Annotated in this window: 15 protein-coding genes; 13 read left to right on the plus strand and 2 right to left on the minus strand. The window is 70.3% G+C overall.

Annotated features, from left to right (window positions below; genetic code table 11):
- Positions 1 to 30 precede the first annotated feature (30 nt).
- On the minus strand, positions 31 to 678 hold the full coding sequence (locus tag AC5RWQ_RS07185) for a TetR/AcrR family transcriptional regulator (RefSeq protein ID WP_494281943.1): 648 nt from the start codon (positions 676 to 678) through the stop codon (positions 31 to 33).
- A gap of 143 nt (positions 679 to 821) precedes the next feature.
- On the opposite strand from AC5RWQ_RS07185, the gene AC5RWQ_RS07190 reads away from it, so the two are divergent.
- The 13 genes from AC5RWQ_RS07190 to AC5RWQ_RS07250 all read left to right on the plus strand — a co-directional run bounded on the left by AC5RWQ_RS07190 (position 822) and on the right by AC5RWQ_RS07250 (position 13,869).
- Complete coding sequence (locus AC5RWQ_RS07190) at positions 822 to 1,955, plus strand: VOC family protein (protein WP_494281944.1); 1,134 nt, start codon at positions 822 to 824, stop codon at positions 1,953 to 1,955.
- Complete coding sequence (locus AC5RWQ_RS07195) at positions 1,952 to 2,890, plus strand: fumarylacetoacetate hydrolase family protein (RefSeq protein WP_494281945.1); 939 nt, start codon at positions 1,952 to 1,954, stop codon at positions 2,888 to 2,890. The genes AC5RWQ_RS07190 and AC5RWQ_RS07195 overlap by 4 nt, the downstream gene beginning before the upstream one ends.
- The gene (locus AC5RWQ_RS07200) at positions 2,887 to 4,770 is read left to right on the plus strand and encodes an acyl-CoA synthetase (RefSeq protein WP_494281946.1); all 1,884 of its coding nucleotides are present in this window, start codon (positions 2,887 to 2,889) and stop codon (positions 4,768 to 4,770) included. The genes AC5RWQ_RS07195 and AC5RWQ_RS07200 overlap by 4 nt, the downstream gene beginning before the upstream one ends.
- On the plus strand, positions 4,767 to 5,123 hold the full coding sequence (locus tag AC5RWQ_RS07205) for a DoxX family protein (protein ID WP_494281947.1): 357 nt from the start codon (positions 4,767 to 4,769) through the stop codon (positions 5,121 to 5,123). The genes AC5RWQ_RS07200 and AC5RWQ_RS07205 overlap by 4 nt, the downstream gene beginning before the upstream one ends.
- Positions 5,120 to 6,688 (plus strand): bifunctional 3-(3-hydroxy-phenyl)propionate/3-hydroxycinnamic acid hydroxylase MhpA, encoded by a 1,569-nt coding sequence (gene mhpA, locus AC5RWQ_RS07210; RefSeq protein ID WP_494281948.1) that lies wholly within the window; start codon positions 5,120 to 5,122, stop codon positions 6,686 to 6,688. Before AC5RWQ_RS07205 ends, mhpA begins: the two co-directional genes overlap by 4 nt.
- A gap of 131 nt (positions 6,689 to 6,819) precedes the next feature.
- Positions 6,820 to 7,365, plus strand: coding sequence for a patatin-like phospholipase family protein (locus tag AC5RWQ_RS07215; protein ID WP_494281949.1), 546 nt, complete (start codon positions 6,820 to 6,822; stop codon positions 7,363 to 7,365).
- Positions 7,366 to 7,736: 371 nt separating this feature from the next.
- Positions 7,737 to 8,939 carry a sensor histidine kinase gene (locus AC5RWQ_RS07220; RefSeq protein ID WP_494281950.1) on the plus strand — a complete coding sequence of 401 codons (1,203 nt, stop codon included), beginning with the start codon at positions 7,737 to 7,739 and terminating at the stop codon, positions 8,937 to 8,939.
- Positions 8,936 to 9,400 carry a roadblock/LC7 domain-containing protein gene (locus tag AC5RWQ_RS07225; RefSeq protein WP_494281951.1) on the plus strand — a complete coding sequence of 155 codons (465 nt, stop codon included), beginning with the start codon at positions 8,936 to 8,938 and terminating at the stop codon, positions 9,398 to 9,400. Before AC5RWQ_RS07220 ends, AC5RWQ_RS07225 begins: the two co-directional genes overlap by 4 nt.
- A 24-nt stretch (positions 9,401 to 9,424) precedes the next feature.
- Positions 9,425 to 9,769, plus strand: a complete 345-nt coding sequence (locus AC5RWQ_RS07230) for a DUF742 domain-containing protein (RefSeq protein ID WP_494281952.1) — start codon at positions 9,425 to 9,427, stop codon at positions 9,767 to 9,769.
- Positions 9,747 to 10,352, plus strand: coding sequence for a GTP-binding protein (locus AC5RWQ_RS07235; RefSeq protein ID WP_494281953.1), 606 nt, complete (start codon positions 9,747 to 9,749; stop codon positions 10,350 to 10,352). The genes AC5RWQ_RS07230 and AC5RWQ_RS07235 overlap by 23 nt, the downstream gene beginning before the upstream one ends.
- A 22-nt stretch (positions 10,353 to 10,374) precedes the next feature.
- Positions 10,375 to 11,616, plus strand: coding sequence for a styrene monooxygenase/indole monooxygenase family protein (locus AC5RWQ_RS07240; RefSeq protein WP_494281954.1), 1,242 nt, complete (start codon positions 10,375 to 10,377; stop codon positions 11,614 to 11,616).
- Positions 11,617 to 11,890: 274 nt separating this feature from the next.
- Positions 11,891 to 12,877, plus strand: a complete 987-nt coding sequence (locus AC5RWQ_RS07245) for a hypothetical protein (RefSeq protein WP_494281955.1) — start codon at positions 11,891 to 11,893, stop codon at positions 12,875 to 12,877.
- Between the two features lie 323 nt (positions 12,878 to 13,200).
- The gene (locus AC5RWQ_RS07250) at positions 13,201 to 13,869 is read left to right on the plus strand and encodes a hypothetical protein (RefSeq protein WP_494281956.1); all 669 of its coding nucleotides are present in this window, start codon (positions 13,201 to 13,203) and stop codon (positions 13,867 to 13,869) included.
- A gap of 143 nt (positions 13,870 to 14,012) precedes the next feature.
- On the opposite strand, the gene AC5RWQ_RS07255 is transcribed toward AC5RWQ_RS07250, so the two are convergent.
- Positions 14,013 to 14,540, minus strand: a complete 528-nt coding sequence (locus AC5RWQ_RS07255; RefSeq protein WP_494281957.1) for a hypothetical protein — start codon at positions 14,538 to 14,540, stop codon at positions 14,013 to 14,015.
- Positions 14,541 to 14,551: the final 11 nt, after the last annotated feature.

The following is a 14,551-nucleotide window of genomic DNA, read 5'->3' on the forward strand; positions in this document are numbered from 1 at the left end:
ATCGGCCCGCTGGGGCGGGTGAACATCGGCCTACGGGCGACGGCCATCCAGGTCGGGCAGCGGGCGTTGGCAGATCTCGTGGGCCTCGTCGGTCGCGAGGCCGAGCATGCGCAGCACGTCCTCCGTGACCTGGTCCGTGGCTGCGGCGTCGTCGCGCTCGGGGTGGTCGTGCAGCAGTTGCCCGAGAACCAGCGCCGCGCCGGCAATAGTCACCATCGCCAACTCGGGCTCGCGTACGCTGAACCGCCCGGCACGGACGCCGTCCTCGATGTCGCGCCGGGCTCGCGGCGCGAGTCCCTTGTCGGAATTAGCCAGGGCCAGGCCGTTGCTTAGCAGCACCTTGCTCAGATCGGGACTCCGGCGATGGAGACGTCCGGTCAGCCGGAAGCTCTGCGCGAAGACATGGGCCGGGTCGTCCAAGCCCACGGTCAGCTCGTCGAGCAGGGCGCCGTAGCGCTCGAGGGCGTCCTCCACCGCGGCCTCGAAGAGCTGCTCCCTGCTGTCGAAGTGGTTGTAGAACGACCCCATTCCCACGTCAGCGGCCTGGGTGAGCTCGAGGATCGGGACGTTCAGCTTGCCAGCCGCGATGAAGGCCTGCGCCGCGCGAACGAGCGCGAAACGGGTGCGCGCTTTCCGCCGGTCCAGGCGGCTCTGGGCGGGCCTGGTCTGCTGCACCATGCCTGCTTACTCACCTCTCCCAGGTCGGTCTGCGCCCCACCTTAACCCCGCCGACCCTCAGACCTGACGGAATCGTCATCTGCTCTTGACTGACGTTACCCTCGTAAGTGACGATTTCGTCAACACCTTGAAAGGAGCGGGACATGATCGAGCAACACGACCCGCACACCGGTCTGCACAGCGAGCAGGGTGCCCTGTCGGGCGAGCACCCGGGGCGGTCCCGCAACCCGATCGTCAAGGTGCACGACCTGGCCTGGCTGGAGTTCCAGAAGCCTGATCTGGAGGGGGCGGAGCTGTTCGCCCAGGCCTTCGGTTTCACGACGACGCTGCGCACCCAGGACGAGCTGCACCTGCGGGGCACCGACCCGGGTTCGCCCTGCGTGCTCATCCGCCGGGGGCCCCGTTCGCGGTTCATCGGGCCCGCCTTCAAGGCCGCGGAGCCGAACGACCTGCTGCGGCTCGCGGAGGCGACCGGGAGGACGATGACCTCCCTGCCGGAGAGCCTGGGCGGGGTGACGGTGGATCTGGTCGACCCGAGCGGGGTGCAGGTCCGCGTGGTCGCGGGCACGCACGAGCTTTCCGCGCTGCCCGCGCAGCAGACCTTGACGTTCAACGTCGGGCACGACGTAGTGCGGACGAACGCCACCCAGCGGCCGCCACGGGAGCCGGCCAAGGTGCAGCGCCTCGGTCACGTCGTGCTGCAGACCACCAGATACCTCGAGACGCTCAACTGGTATCTCGAGCACCTGGGCCTGATCGTCAGCGACTTCCTCTACCACGAGGGACAGCGCGAGCGCGGCCCGGTCATGAGTTTCATCCGCTGCGATCTCGGCAGCACGCCCACCGACCACCACACGCTGGCGATGACCCTCGGCCCGGCGAACCGGTACGTGCACTCCGCCTACCAGGTCCCCGACCTCGACTCGCTGGCCGCCGGCGGGGAGCACCTGCTCGACCGGGGCTACCAGCGGTCCTGGGGAATCGGCCGGCACATCCAGGGCAGCCAGATCTTCGACTACTGGCGCGACCCGGACGACTTCCTGGTCGAGCACTTCACCGACGGCGACCTGTTCGACTGCACGCTCGAGCCGGGCTGGGCGCCGATGGCGGCCTCGGGGCTGGCCCAGTGGGGTCCGCCCGCCACCAAGGACTTCCTCGGCATGAGACCCGGCCGGGAATCGCTTCGCGAGCTGCGCGCGGTCGTCGGCGCGCTGCGCGAGGAGAACGAATTCGACCTCCACCGCCTCCGCGGCCTGATGAAAGCGTTCACATCATGAGCACCTCCGTCCTGCGCACCGCCGACGCCTGGTGGGTGCTCACCCCCACCGGCGCCGCCAAGGTGCAGACCAGCGCCACCACCACCAGGGAACTGCTGGCCGACCGGCCGGCGATCCTCGCGGCCGCGACGAGCAGCGATACGGTCCCGGTCGACGACCTTGCCCTGGTCTCCCCGGTGACGGCGCCCTGCCGCGTCGTCGCCCAGATGACGAACTTCGCCTCGCACGTCAAGGACAGCGGCGGAGATCCCGCAACCGTCCCCTTGACCTTCTTCCGCAAGACCTCGGGCTCGATCAGTGGGCCGTTCGCCGACGTGGTCCGCCCCGCCCACGTGCGTCTGCTCGACTACGAGGTGGAGATCGGCCTGGTCTTCGGCCGCGAGATGCCGGTCGGCACGACCGTCACCGACGACAACCTCGCCGACTACGTCGCGGGCCTGGTGGTCACCAACGACATCTCGGCACGCGACGTGCAGCTGCCCAAGACCCAGTTCTACGAGGCCAAGTCCTACCCGACCTTCACCCCGGTCGGCCCCGCGCTGGTGCTGCTCGACGCCGACGAACTCAAGCGGTTCATCGACCTCCGGCTGAAGCTGTGGGTCAACGGCGAGCTCCGGCAGGACATGACCGTCGCCGACATGATCTACCGCCCGGCCCAGGCGCTGCAGGCGCTGACCCGCTTCCAGCGGATCGACCCCGGCGACCTGCTGCTGACCGGCACGCCTGTCGGAACCGCCCTCAGCGCGCCGCCGAAGCCGGTCATGTTCCTCGTCTCGCTGCTGCCGCCCGCGGTGAAGTGGAAGATGTTCTTCAAGGGTCAGGCCCGCAACCCCAGGTACCTCCAGGACGGCGACGTCGTCGAGGCCACCATCGCCACCGACGACGGCGCGATCGACCTGGGCCGACAGCGCACGGTCGTGAGGTACGCCGAATGACCGGGCCGCTGCTGTGGCCGGACTACGCCACGCCCGCCGACCTGGCCGCCATCGAGGCCGTGCCGCTGGAGGCGCGGGGCCTGCCCGAGTCGACGTACGCGCTGCTCGCGCGAGCGGCGACGCGCTGGCCGGATCGGACGGCGATCAGCGTCCTGCCGGACGCCGCCCACTGGCGTGAGCCGCTGCGCCGTACCTTCGCCGAACTCCTGGCCGATGTCCACCGGTACGCGAACCTGTTCCACGACCTCGGGGTGCGGCGGAATGACGCGGTCGCCCTGATGGCACCCAACTGCGCCGAGCTGATCACCGCCACGCTGGCTGCGCAGCTCGCCGGGATCGCGGTGCCCCTGGGCGGCGGCATGTCACGGGAATACCTCGCCGAACTCCTCCGGCGCTCCGGCGCCCGCGTGCTGATCACGGCCGGGCCCGACCTCGCGCCAGACACGTGGGACACCGCGCAGTCGCTGGCCCGCGACGGCCTGCTCGACGTGATCCTCGTGCTCCGGCCCACCGGCACCGCGGGCACCCCGGAGCCGCTGCCGGCCATCGACGGCGTACGCACCGGCTACCTCGGCGAGCTCGCCGCGGCCATGGATTCCTCCGGCTTCCACGGTGACCTGCCCCGATCCGCCGATCTGGCCGCGATGTTCCACACCGGCGGCACGACCGGCGCCCCGAAACTTGCCGCGCACACCCATGCCAACGAGGTCACCGACGCGTGGATGCTGGCCGCCAGCGCGCTGTTCGACCAGGAGACCGTGGTCTTCGCGGCCCTTCCGCTGTTCCACGTGAACGCGCTCGTGGTCACCCTGCTCGCGCCCCTGTTCAAGGGGCAGACGGCGGTGTGGGCCGGTCCGCTCGGCTACCGCGACCCGGCACTGTACGGCGCGTTCTGGAAGATCGTCGAGCACTACCGGATCGCCGCCATGAGCGCGGTACCCACCGTGTACGCCACGCTGGCGCAGTGCCCGGTCGACGCCGACATCAGCAGCCTGCGGTTTCCGTTGGTGGGCGCCTCACCGCTGCCCGCCGCGGTCCGGGACAGCTTCCAGGCCCACACCGGGACAGCCCTCGTCGAGGGCTACGGGCTCACCGAGGGGACCTGCGCCAGCGCGCGCAGCTTCCCCGACGTGCGGCGGCCGGGCTCGGTCGGGCAGCGCCTGCCCTACCAACGGCTACGGGTGGTCGCCGCGGACGGAACCTGGAGAGACCTACCGCCCAGAGAGACGGGTCTGCTGGCGATCAGCGGACCCACGGTCTTCCCCGGCTACGTCACCGGCCGCGACGGGAACGGCGCCGTCCTGGATGGCCGGGGCAAGCTGGTCGACGGCTGGCTGGACACCGGCGACCTCGCCCGCATCGACGACGACGGCTTCATCTACCTCACGGGCCGGGCCAAGGACCTCATCATCCGCGGCGGGCACAACATCGACCCCGCCATCGTCGAGGACGCGCTGCTGTCGCACCCGCAGGTCACGGCGGCCAGCGCGGTCGGGCGTCCTGACGTCCACGCCGGCGAGGTACCCGTCGCCTACGTGACCCTCGCGCCGGGCGCCACGGTGACCGAGGACGAACTGCGTGACTGGGCGAGCGACCGGGTGCTCGAGCGTACCGCCGCCCCCAAGGCCGTGACGGTCCTCGACGAGCTGCCGGTCACCGCGGTGGGCAAGCTCTACAAGCCCGCACTGCGCACGGACGCGATCCGTCGGGAGGTCCGCGCCGCGCTGGACAAGGTCCCGGGAGTCCACCAGATCGGGACCACGATCGAGGGCAGCTCCATCGTGGTTGCCGTCACCGTTTCTCCATCCGCCGACAAGGCGGCCGTCGAGGCCATCCTGGGCCGTTATGCCATTGATTGGCGATTGGTGGTTAAGCCATGACGCTCGCTGCGGCCATCCTCGCGGTGCTGCTCGCCCTGATCTTCCTCGCTCTCGGCACGGCCAAGATCCTGGCGGTGCAACCCATGCGGGAGCTGGCCGCCGAGGCCGGTTTCTCCGTCGCCGCCTACCGACGCATCGGTCTGCTCGAGGTCGCCGGGGCGATCGGGCTGCTCATCGGCCTGATCGAGCCGCTGATCGGCACCCTCGCCGGCGTTGGGCTGCTGCTTCTGCTTGCCGGAGCCGTCGTCGTACATCTTCGTAAGGGTGACGGCCCGCGAAAGTACGCCCCGGCCGTTGTCTGCGGACTCCTCGTCGTCGTCTACCTCGCCCTTCATCTCGTGGCGGCCCGATGAGGACGGTTCCCGTGGTGATCGTCGGCGCGGGCCCCACCGGGCTCACCGCCGCGACGCTGCTCGCCCAGTACGGCGTCGAGTGCCTGATCCTCGATCGCTGGGAGTCGGTCTACCCCCAGCCCCGCGCGGTCGCCCTCGACGACGAGGTCCACCGCATCCTGGCGCGGCTCGGGCTCCGCGACGCCTTCGCCGCGATCTCCCGCCCGCACCGGGGTCTGCGCCTCCTCGACCGGGACATGCGGGTGCTGGCCGAGTTCCAACGCGACACGGCGCCGGGCCGGCACGGCTACCCGCAGGGGAGCATGTTCGACCAGCCGGAGTTGGAGGCGATCCTCCGCCGAAACCTCAAGCAGCACCGCACGGTCACCCTCCGCGGCAACGCCGAGGTCACCGCGCTGACCCAGGACGCCGACGGGGTGCGGGTCGACGTCACCGACACCGCCACGGGCGAGCACGAGTCCGTCCGGGCGGCGTACGTCCTGGGGTGCGACGGCGCCAACAGCCTGACCAGGGCCACCATCGGCGCGACCATGCAGGATCTGGGCTTCACGCAACGCTGGCTCGTCATCGACGTGGTCACCGAGGCCGACCTCGACCAGTGGGAGGGCGTGCATCAGCTCTCCGACCCGGCCCGCGCCGGCACCTACATGCGGATCGGGAAGACCCGCTATCGCTGGGAGTTCCAGCTGACGCCCGGCGAGACCGCCGACGACTACCGCGACATGGCCCGGCTGCATCCGTTGATCTCGCGGTGGACCGGGGACATCCCCGTCGCGGAGCTGGAGATCATCCGCCTCGCCGAGTACACCTTCCGCGCGCAGCTCGCCGACCGCTGGCGCGACCGCCGGATGTTCCTGCTCGGCGACGCCGCCCACCTCACCCCACCGTTCATCGGCCAGGGCATGTGTGCCGGGGTGCGCGACGCGATGAACCTGGCCTGGAAGCTTGCCGGCGTGCTCGACGGGACTCTGCCCGAAACCGTGCTCGACACCTACCAGATCGAACGCAGGCACCACGCCCGCGCCATGATCAAGCTGGCGAGGTTCATCGGCACCGCGATGACGGCCGGCGGCGAGGTAGGCAACATCATCCGCCGCGCGGTGGCGCCGCGGCTGCGCCTGGTGCCGGGCCTCACGGACCTGGCCACGGACAGCCAGACACCCCCGCTGCACCGCTCCGACCTCGTGGTGCGGCCACGGCTGCGCCGCGGCCTCGCCGGCGGGCTGTGCCCGAACGCGATCATCGACGGCGGCCGACGTTTCGACGACGTGGCCGCCGGCCGGTTCGCGATCGTCACGTCCATCGAGCCGTCCGCAGCACAACGGGCTGACATCGAACAGCGCGGAGCAGCTCTGATCGTTGCCCGCCCGGGCAGCGAACTGCACCGATGGTTGGGGACGGGCGCTGCTCGCGCAGCCGTCGTCCGCCCCGACGGCACCGTTCTCCGTGCCAGCCGCCGGCTGCTTCCCCAGACGATCGATGCTGTCCGCCCGGTTGGCGGTGACCAATGGCTCGGACGCTCTGCCGCTGTTGTCAACGGCCCCAGTTCGCAGTTTGGTGATTGAGCACCGCTACCGATGGGAGTGTCGTTAAGCTCGCCCCCCCGGGGGAGAGCCAGGCGACCGCCGCGCTCGACCTCCTCGGCATCGAAGCCTGGTGGGCCTCGGCCCCAGTGGAAGCGGTGGGCGGTGGTGACATGCGGGTCGCACTGGCACTCGGCGCAGGCGGGGCGCGCGGGTACGCCCACATCGGCGTGCTCCAGGTCCTCGAAGAGCATGGGTTAGATATCGCCGGTGTCGCCGGTTCGTCGATGGGCGCCCTCGTCGGTGGGCTGTACGCGGCGGGCAAGCTTGACCCCTACGTCGACTGGGTACGGACCGTCGGCCACCGCGAGGTGCTGCGCCTGCTCGACCCGGCCGTACACGCGCCAGGCGCATTCCGGGCCGACAAGGTGATGGCCCGGGTCTGCGAGCTGCTCGACGGCGTGCGCATCGAGCAGCTACCCGTGCCCTTCACGGCGGTCGCGACGGACCTGCAGGCCCGCCGTGCAGAGTGGTTCCAGCATGGCCCGCTGGACATCGCCGTGCGTGCTGCGCGAGCTCCCGTCACGCTGCGGCGACGTGAGGGACTACCCAAGGCGGCGCGAGTGCTCGAGCGCGCCCCTGGCCCACCACACGCGCCGGCCCTGTGGGGTTGCCGCGCCTCGTATCCCGCTGCCGCCGTTGTTGCGTTTCGCGCCTGATCAACGATTCACAGATGAAGCGCCTGTCACATCCCGAGGAGAGGCCCATGCCGATCACCCGGCCGCTCGCCAGCACCACGGTGGCCACCGCCTTGGTGGCAGTCGCCGCCACGCAGGCGGAACGATCCGTTGTAGGACAAGCAGTGGGGCCTGCGGCAGATCTACGCCGGACGACCTTGGGCCGCGACGGACTGACCCCGGCGGGACGCGGTGAATGAGGATGTTTCTCGCATTAACGCCCAAAGCGTTGCGGGCGGCCGAAGACGGGTGGTTAACTCCTCCCCCATGTCAGAACACGAAATAACCGATTGGCCAGATAGATCGTGAAACACCAGGCAGCGGCAACCACTCCCTTGGTGGACGGACACCACATGACCTGGCGGCAACGGCTGGCCAGATGGCTGGACCCCACGGTCGCGCAATGGGGGGTCGCCAGGGAGCAGGAGTCGACCCGACCGGAGCCGTCGCGGCCGGAGCGCGTCGAGAGTCTGTGGCCGGCGATCTGCGAGCAGTTCGCGCTGCGCATTCTTGCCTCGGCCTACCAGATGGGCAGCCACCTCGAGATCGTCGAGGCCGACGAGCAGGATCCGGAGCGACTCGAGCGGCTCTACCGCATCGATCACGCGAACACCCGTATCCGCCGCCACGCGGAGAACCTGCAGGTTCTGTTGGGCCGACGGGTCGAGGACGCCGATCGGCAGACGGTCGCGTTGGTGGACGTCGTTCGGGCCGCGACGTCGGCTACCGAGCACTACCCGCGAATCCGCGTCGGACATGTGTTGGACCTCGGGGTCGTGGAGTTCGCGGCCGACGACGTGATCCGAGTGCTGACTGAGCTGCTGGACAACGCGACCCGCTTCTCACCGCCCACTTCGTCGGTGACCGTGTCCGCGTTCATCACCGAAGGCGGCAGTGTGCTGCTTCGTGTCGAGGACGCGGGCGTCGGTGTGAGACCCGACCAGATCCTGGGACTCAACGCGATGTTGGCCGGTACCGCCTCCGCGCCGGTTGCGGACAACCCGGCAGCCCATCTGGGACTCGTCGTCGTTTCGTACCTGGCCCGCGCCCATCACCTGCGCGTTGCTCTCACCAACCGGCCCTCGGGCGGTACGACCGCGACCGTGCTGGTTCCCGCGCCGCTACTGTCCGAGATGACGCCTGCGGCCGGACCGGGAGCCGCAACGCCGCCTTCGCAGACGGGACGTCCGCCCGGCGCGGCCCCTCGCGCGCCGATTCAGTCCGGTCAGGCGAATACGCCGATGCCGGAGTCCTACGCCGGCGCACGTGCTCCCACCGCCCGCCTGGCGCTGGTCCATGCTCAGCCGACAGGCGACGGCTACCGCGCCTCAACGCCTCAGTCGGCTACCAGTACCGGCGGCCTTCCTCGTCGCGTACGCGAGAGTGTGCGCGCCGACGACCGCTCGGGCGGCGGACGACAGCCGCAGAACTCCGATCCGACATCGTGGCGCCGGTCATCGTCGGATCAGAACACCTGGCCCGATGAGACAGCCGCCTTCGCCGCCGGTATCGCCGATGCGCAACCAACCGTGAAACCCGGAGGACACCTGCCATGACTCACCCCACCGGCGGTAGCGGCGGACCGCAAGCAGCAGCGTCGGGCCATCAGGACTTCACGTGGCTGGTGTGCCAGTTCGCCGACGACGTGCCGGGCGTGACCCATGCCCTGATCGTGTCCCTCGATGGGCTGCAGCTCGCCGCCTCCCGCGAGGTCACCCGCGACCTGGGCGATCAGCTCGCCGCGTTGACTGCGGGGCTGCTCAGCATGGCCGACCGCAGCGCGGACCTGCTCGATCTTGGCCCGTCCGAGTATCTGACGGTTCGGCTGCCGCGCGGGCACCTCATGTTCATGCGGGTCGGCGAGTACGCGGGCCTCACCGTGGCCGCTGCCGCCGGCTGCGACCTGCGGATCGTGTCGTACCACATGGCGCAGTTCGTCGGCGCCGTCGGACACGTCCTGACCCCGCAGGTCCGCCACGATCTGCACCGCCACACCGTCAGCCAGCCGTCCCGCTGAGTGGCCAGAGCCAAGGGAGCGGACGTGCCCACCACCTACTGGAAGGTGCGGCCCTACGTGTTGACCGCGGGGCGCACCCGGACCCGGCAACCTCTGCTGGTGCACACCCTGGTGTCGGTGCCGTTCTACGATGCGGTCTTCGCCTCGGGTCTGCTGCCGGAAGCGCGCTCACTGTACGAGCAGGCCAGGCAAACGAGGTCGGTTGCCGAACTGTCGGCGGTATGCGGCATGTCGCTGGGCGTGACCCGGGTCGTGGTCGACGACCTTGCCGCCACCGATCGGCTGCAGATCCACGGCGGCCACCACACCACCCCGTCTGATCTTCACCTTCTGGAGAGACTGCGCGATGGCCTCCGCCAGCTTGCCTGACAGCCCTCTGCTGACCTCGGCGAAGATCGTCATCGCTGGCGGCTTCGGCGTCGGCAAGACGACCTGCGTCCAGTCCATCTCGGAGATCGCCCCGATCAACACCGAGGCGTGGATGACCGCGGCGAGCGAGACGGTGGACCGGCTGGACCCGGGAATCGACAAGACGACCACGACCGTGGCGATGGACTTCGGCCGGCTGACGATCGGCTCGGACCTTGTCCTGTACCTGTTCGGCACGCCCGGTCAACCGCGGTTCTGGCCGATGTGGGACGACCTGTGCCGTGGCGCGGTCGGCGCTCTGGTCCTGGCCGACACCCGGAACCTGCAGGCATCGTTCCCCGCGGTCAACTACTTCGAGCAGGACAGCGACGTGCCGTTCGTGGTCTGCGTCAACCTCTTCGACGGCGTGCTGACGCATCCCTTGGAGGACATCCGTGCCGCCCTCATGCTGTCCGCCGAGGTTCCGCTGATCACCTGCGACGTACGCGACCCGTCGTCGGTGGCACGGGCGCTGTTGGCGGTCGTCGAACAGACCATGGCACGTACCACCGGCTCGATCCCGGGCGCGCTCGCGGCCCGGTAGCTCAACCACCCTGGAGGCACCGATGCGGAAGATTCTGATCGTGGGGGCCGGACAGTCCGGACTGCAACTCGGGCTGAGCCTGCTCGCCGAAGGGTACGACGTGACCATCATGTCGGCCCGTACTCCGGATGAGATCCGCCGCGGCTGGGTGATGAGCACCCAGGCCATGTTCGCCGCCGCGCTGGACACCGAGCGCCAGTACGGGCTGGACCTCTGGCAGGAGCAGGCACCGCGCATCGAGGGGCTGCACGTATCCCTGTCCGCCCCGCCCGGCGAGCGAGCGTTGCGCATCCCCTGCTCTCTGGATCGCTACGCGCAGAGCACCGACCAGCGCCTGAAGATGGCCGCCTGGCTGGATCTGTTCGAACAGCGCGGCGGCACCGTGCACTACCAGGGTGTGACGACCGCCGACCTGGACGGCCTGACCAGCCTCGGCCGCTACGATCTGACCATTGTCGCCGCTGGCAAGGGCGACCTCGTGGGCGTCTTCGACCGCGACCCGCAGCGGTCGGTGCACACCGCGCCCCAGCGCGGCCTCGCCGTCGCCTACGTGCACGGCATGACTCCGGACCCGCTGTGGCCGGTCCCGCATGTCAGCTTCAACGCGGTCCCGGGGCTCGGGGAACTTTTCGTCATCCCCGCACTGACCCTCTCCGGCCCCTGCGAGATCCTCTTCTGGGAAGCCGTGCCCGACGGTCCGCTCGACCTGTGGAAGGACCGGCGGGACCCGGCCGAGCATCTCAAGCTCACCCTCGAGCTGGCGAGGCAGTACACCCCATGGATCTACGACCGGTGCGCCGGCGTGGAGCTGACAGACGGGCGGGCCACCCTGTCCGGCCGATACACGCCGACGGTGCGCCAGCCCGTGGCGGCGCTGCCCTCCGGCGGCGTCGTCCTGGGCATGGCCGATGTCGTGGTGGCCAACGACCCCATCACCGGCCAGGGCAGTAACACCGCCGCGAAGTGCGCCTCCTCGTACCTCGGATCGATCCTGGAACGAGGAGACCAACCGTTCGACCAACAATGGATGACGCAGACGTTCGAACGGTTCTGGCAAAACGCCGGGCGGGCCGTGACGGCCTGGACCAACGCCATGCTCCAGCCGTTGCCCCCGCACGTGCAGCAGATCCTCGGCGCCGCCTCCACGAACCCCACCATCGCCCGCCGGTTCGCCAACGGTTTCTCCGACCCCAACGACTTCCAGAACTGGTTCATGACCCCTGGCGCCGCGGACAACTACCTGGCCGCCCTCGCCGCCAACTGATCCGCCGACCGCAACCATCACCCGCGGGTCAATCGTCTCCTGCGGAGGTCACGGCGGCCGTCGACCGGGTTGGTCGTCCCAGCCGAAGTGGCATCGACACCCGGCCCAGTCCGACGCCGCGGTATGCAGATCGCAGTGATCCTCGTGTCGAAGGGTGACGGGCTGACCGCTTCAGGGCACAATCGGTGAACGTTGATGGGCGAGAGCGGACGAGCCGGGAGGTGCCCCGATGCCATGTCGCGGCCAACGACTCGCTCAGACGACGGTGCGGGCGATGCTCGTGCTCGGTGGTGTCATTGTCAGCTGGGGCGCCTACGAGGCGATCACGCACGAGCCCGCCCAGGCCGCCGAGAGTCCTCGCCCGGGCATCCTCGACACCCTGCTCGATGACACCGGAGCGGTGGCCGACGGGGTCCTCTCGGCCCCGCCCGCCGCGCCCGCCACGTCGACGACGATCGACCACAGCCCGGACGAGACCGGGGCGGTGCGCGAGGCGACGCCCGCGCCTTTCGAGGCAGCCACCGCACGGACCCCGCGTCGCGCAGAGCGCGACCCGGCCGTCCGGACACCGCCCGCTGAGCTGGCGACGCGGGTGCCGCGCGCGGTGGACCGGAGGGCCGGTACAGGATTGGCGGGGGTCGTCGAGGCCGTCGGGCCGGTGACGCGTCCAGGCGTGGACGCGGCAGCCTGGGGGCTCTCCGGAACGGGACTGCGGAAACCCGTTGGCGCCGCTCTTCGGCCGGTGGCCGAACCGATCGTCGAGAAACTGCCCCCGGTCCATGCCCCGGCGCACGGCCTGACCCGGCCGATCCTCCGCGACCCGGCGAACCCGGCGGTCCCACCCGCCGGGTCGGTCGAACCGCCCGGGCCTGCCCAGGCAGTGCCCGTCACCACCACTCCAGGCCCTGTCGCGCGCTTCCTCCGAGCATCCGCGACCCAGACACACCCGCAAGCTGTCTCGCCGCTGGCGCACCACACCGTGGCGAGGGAGCGTCGGAGCGGTGCGAAGCCGGCCGGTGGTGGCGCTGCCGCTGACCCGAATCGTGGCCCCACGGGCGTCCCTGGGAGCCCCTCCGGTGGCCGCACGCCCGTCCCGTCCGGCAACGCCATCAGTTCCGTCTCCTCTGGCGCTGGTACGGTCATGGCCGCCGAAACCTGGCCGCATCCGTGGACGCCGGATCTGGTGTCTCAGCGTTGCCCTTCGTCCCGGTGCGGCGCGTTCACCGGACGGTCGCCGCAGCCCGATACCAGACCTGCCTGACGTCACCTCCTGCCAGTACGGCTGACCCAGCTGCGGCCGGTGGACCGCCGCCGGCGGCACCACGGTCGCGGCGCATCGCCACAGCTGTGGTCAGACGACGCAGCTTCATGGTGGCACCGCCGTCCGGTGACCCCGCTGTCCCGCGCACATCAGCTCGGCCCGATCGCCGTGCCTGCCGACGTCCATCAGTGACGCGACAGCCGGCCGCGGACTGACCCGCCCGCCCCGGCGGCGGGGGCTAGCTGACCTGACTACACACCATCGCCCGGTTGTAAGGGCAGCACCGCCGACCGGGCGACCACGGCTGATCCACGGGAGTCTTCATGCCAACCATCCCGCCCACGGTCCGCGCCCGCTGGTGCGACAGCGGCCTGGTCGCCGGCCTCGTCGCCGATTCCCTGCACACCTCGCCGATCGGCGCGTGGCTCGTGCCCGATCACGACCAGCGGCGAACCAAACTGACCGCCGTTGCCCACATCTGGGTCGAACACGCCCTCCTCTCCGGCGAGGTCTTCCTGTTGGCTGACCGGTCCGCCGCCGCCGTCTGGTTCCACCGCTACCGCCCGATCCCACCGCCGGCCAGCCACCGCCAACGGCTCGCCGCCGCCTGCGGCGACCACCTCGACCGCTTCCAATGCCTAGACCTGGTCCTCAGGTCCCACCGTCCCGCCGAGGCTCATAACCACCTGGCGATGCTTGCGGTCCCGCCGGGCGCCCGCCACGCCGCTCGTACTTCCGCCCTACTCACCCGCTGCCTCGTCCGGATGGATCACCTGGTGCTTCCCACCTATACGGAGGTCGCGACAACCGCCGAGGCTTCGCTGTACGCCGGGCACGGCTACATCGCCCGCGATCCCTTCGACCTCCCCGACGGCACCACCATCCACCCGCTGTGGCGCGAAGCGGCAGGACAGTGCGCCGCCGCCGGAATGGGATCGTCCTACGGCCGACCAGGAGGGGAATCGGGAGAGCGGCGAGCAACGGCGACGTAAGCCGCGCCGCGCTCGCCGGGTGTGGCGATCGCCGCTGCTCACGCCGCCGGTCCGGCTCGAAGGACCGGCCCGGGTGCGACTACGGTGAGGCGACCCCGCCCAGCCACCTCCCTCCCACGACGCGGTGGGCCACACCCGCGAGATCAGATGGCGATGGCCTTGGCGACCCGCCACTGCCCGTCGACCGTGACCAGGGTGAGCACCACCCGGTTCTGGTCGACTTTCTCCCCCGCCGTGTTCACGTTGCGCCGGTACTGGTTGAGGTACACCAGCAGCTCGACGCGCTCGGTGGTCGCACTCACCACACCGGTCGAGGACACCTCGGCCGCCACGACGGCCTGTTGCTTGGTGGCGGTCTCTCTGAGTGCCGCGGTGGTCTGCGCGTACTCCTTCTCGAAGTCGCCGGTGGCGAAGGTACGGCCGTTGGCGATGCTGTCGTCGAAGGTGCGGTAGTCGTAGGAGAAGATTGCCTTGGCCGCGGCCGGTGCGGTGGCCAGGGCCTGCCGTACGGCAGCGTCCCGTTGCGCCGCACGGTGGTCGCCGAACCAGGCGAGGCCGGTGACGGCAGCCGTCAGCACGATGGCGACGGTCAGCGCCGGGATCAGCCCGATCGGGGTGGTGCGCCGCCGGGGGATGCGCAGCCGGCGCGCGAATTCGACCAGGGTATCCACGGGTTCTCCCT

It is taken from the genome of Micromonospora sp. BS32 (genome assembly GCF_059089345.1).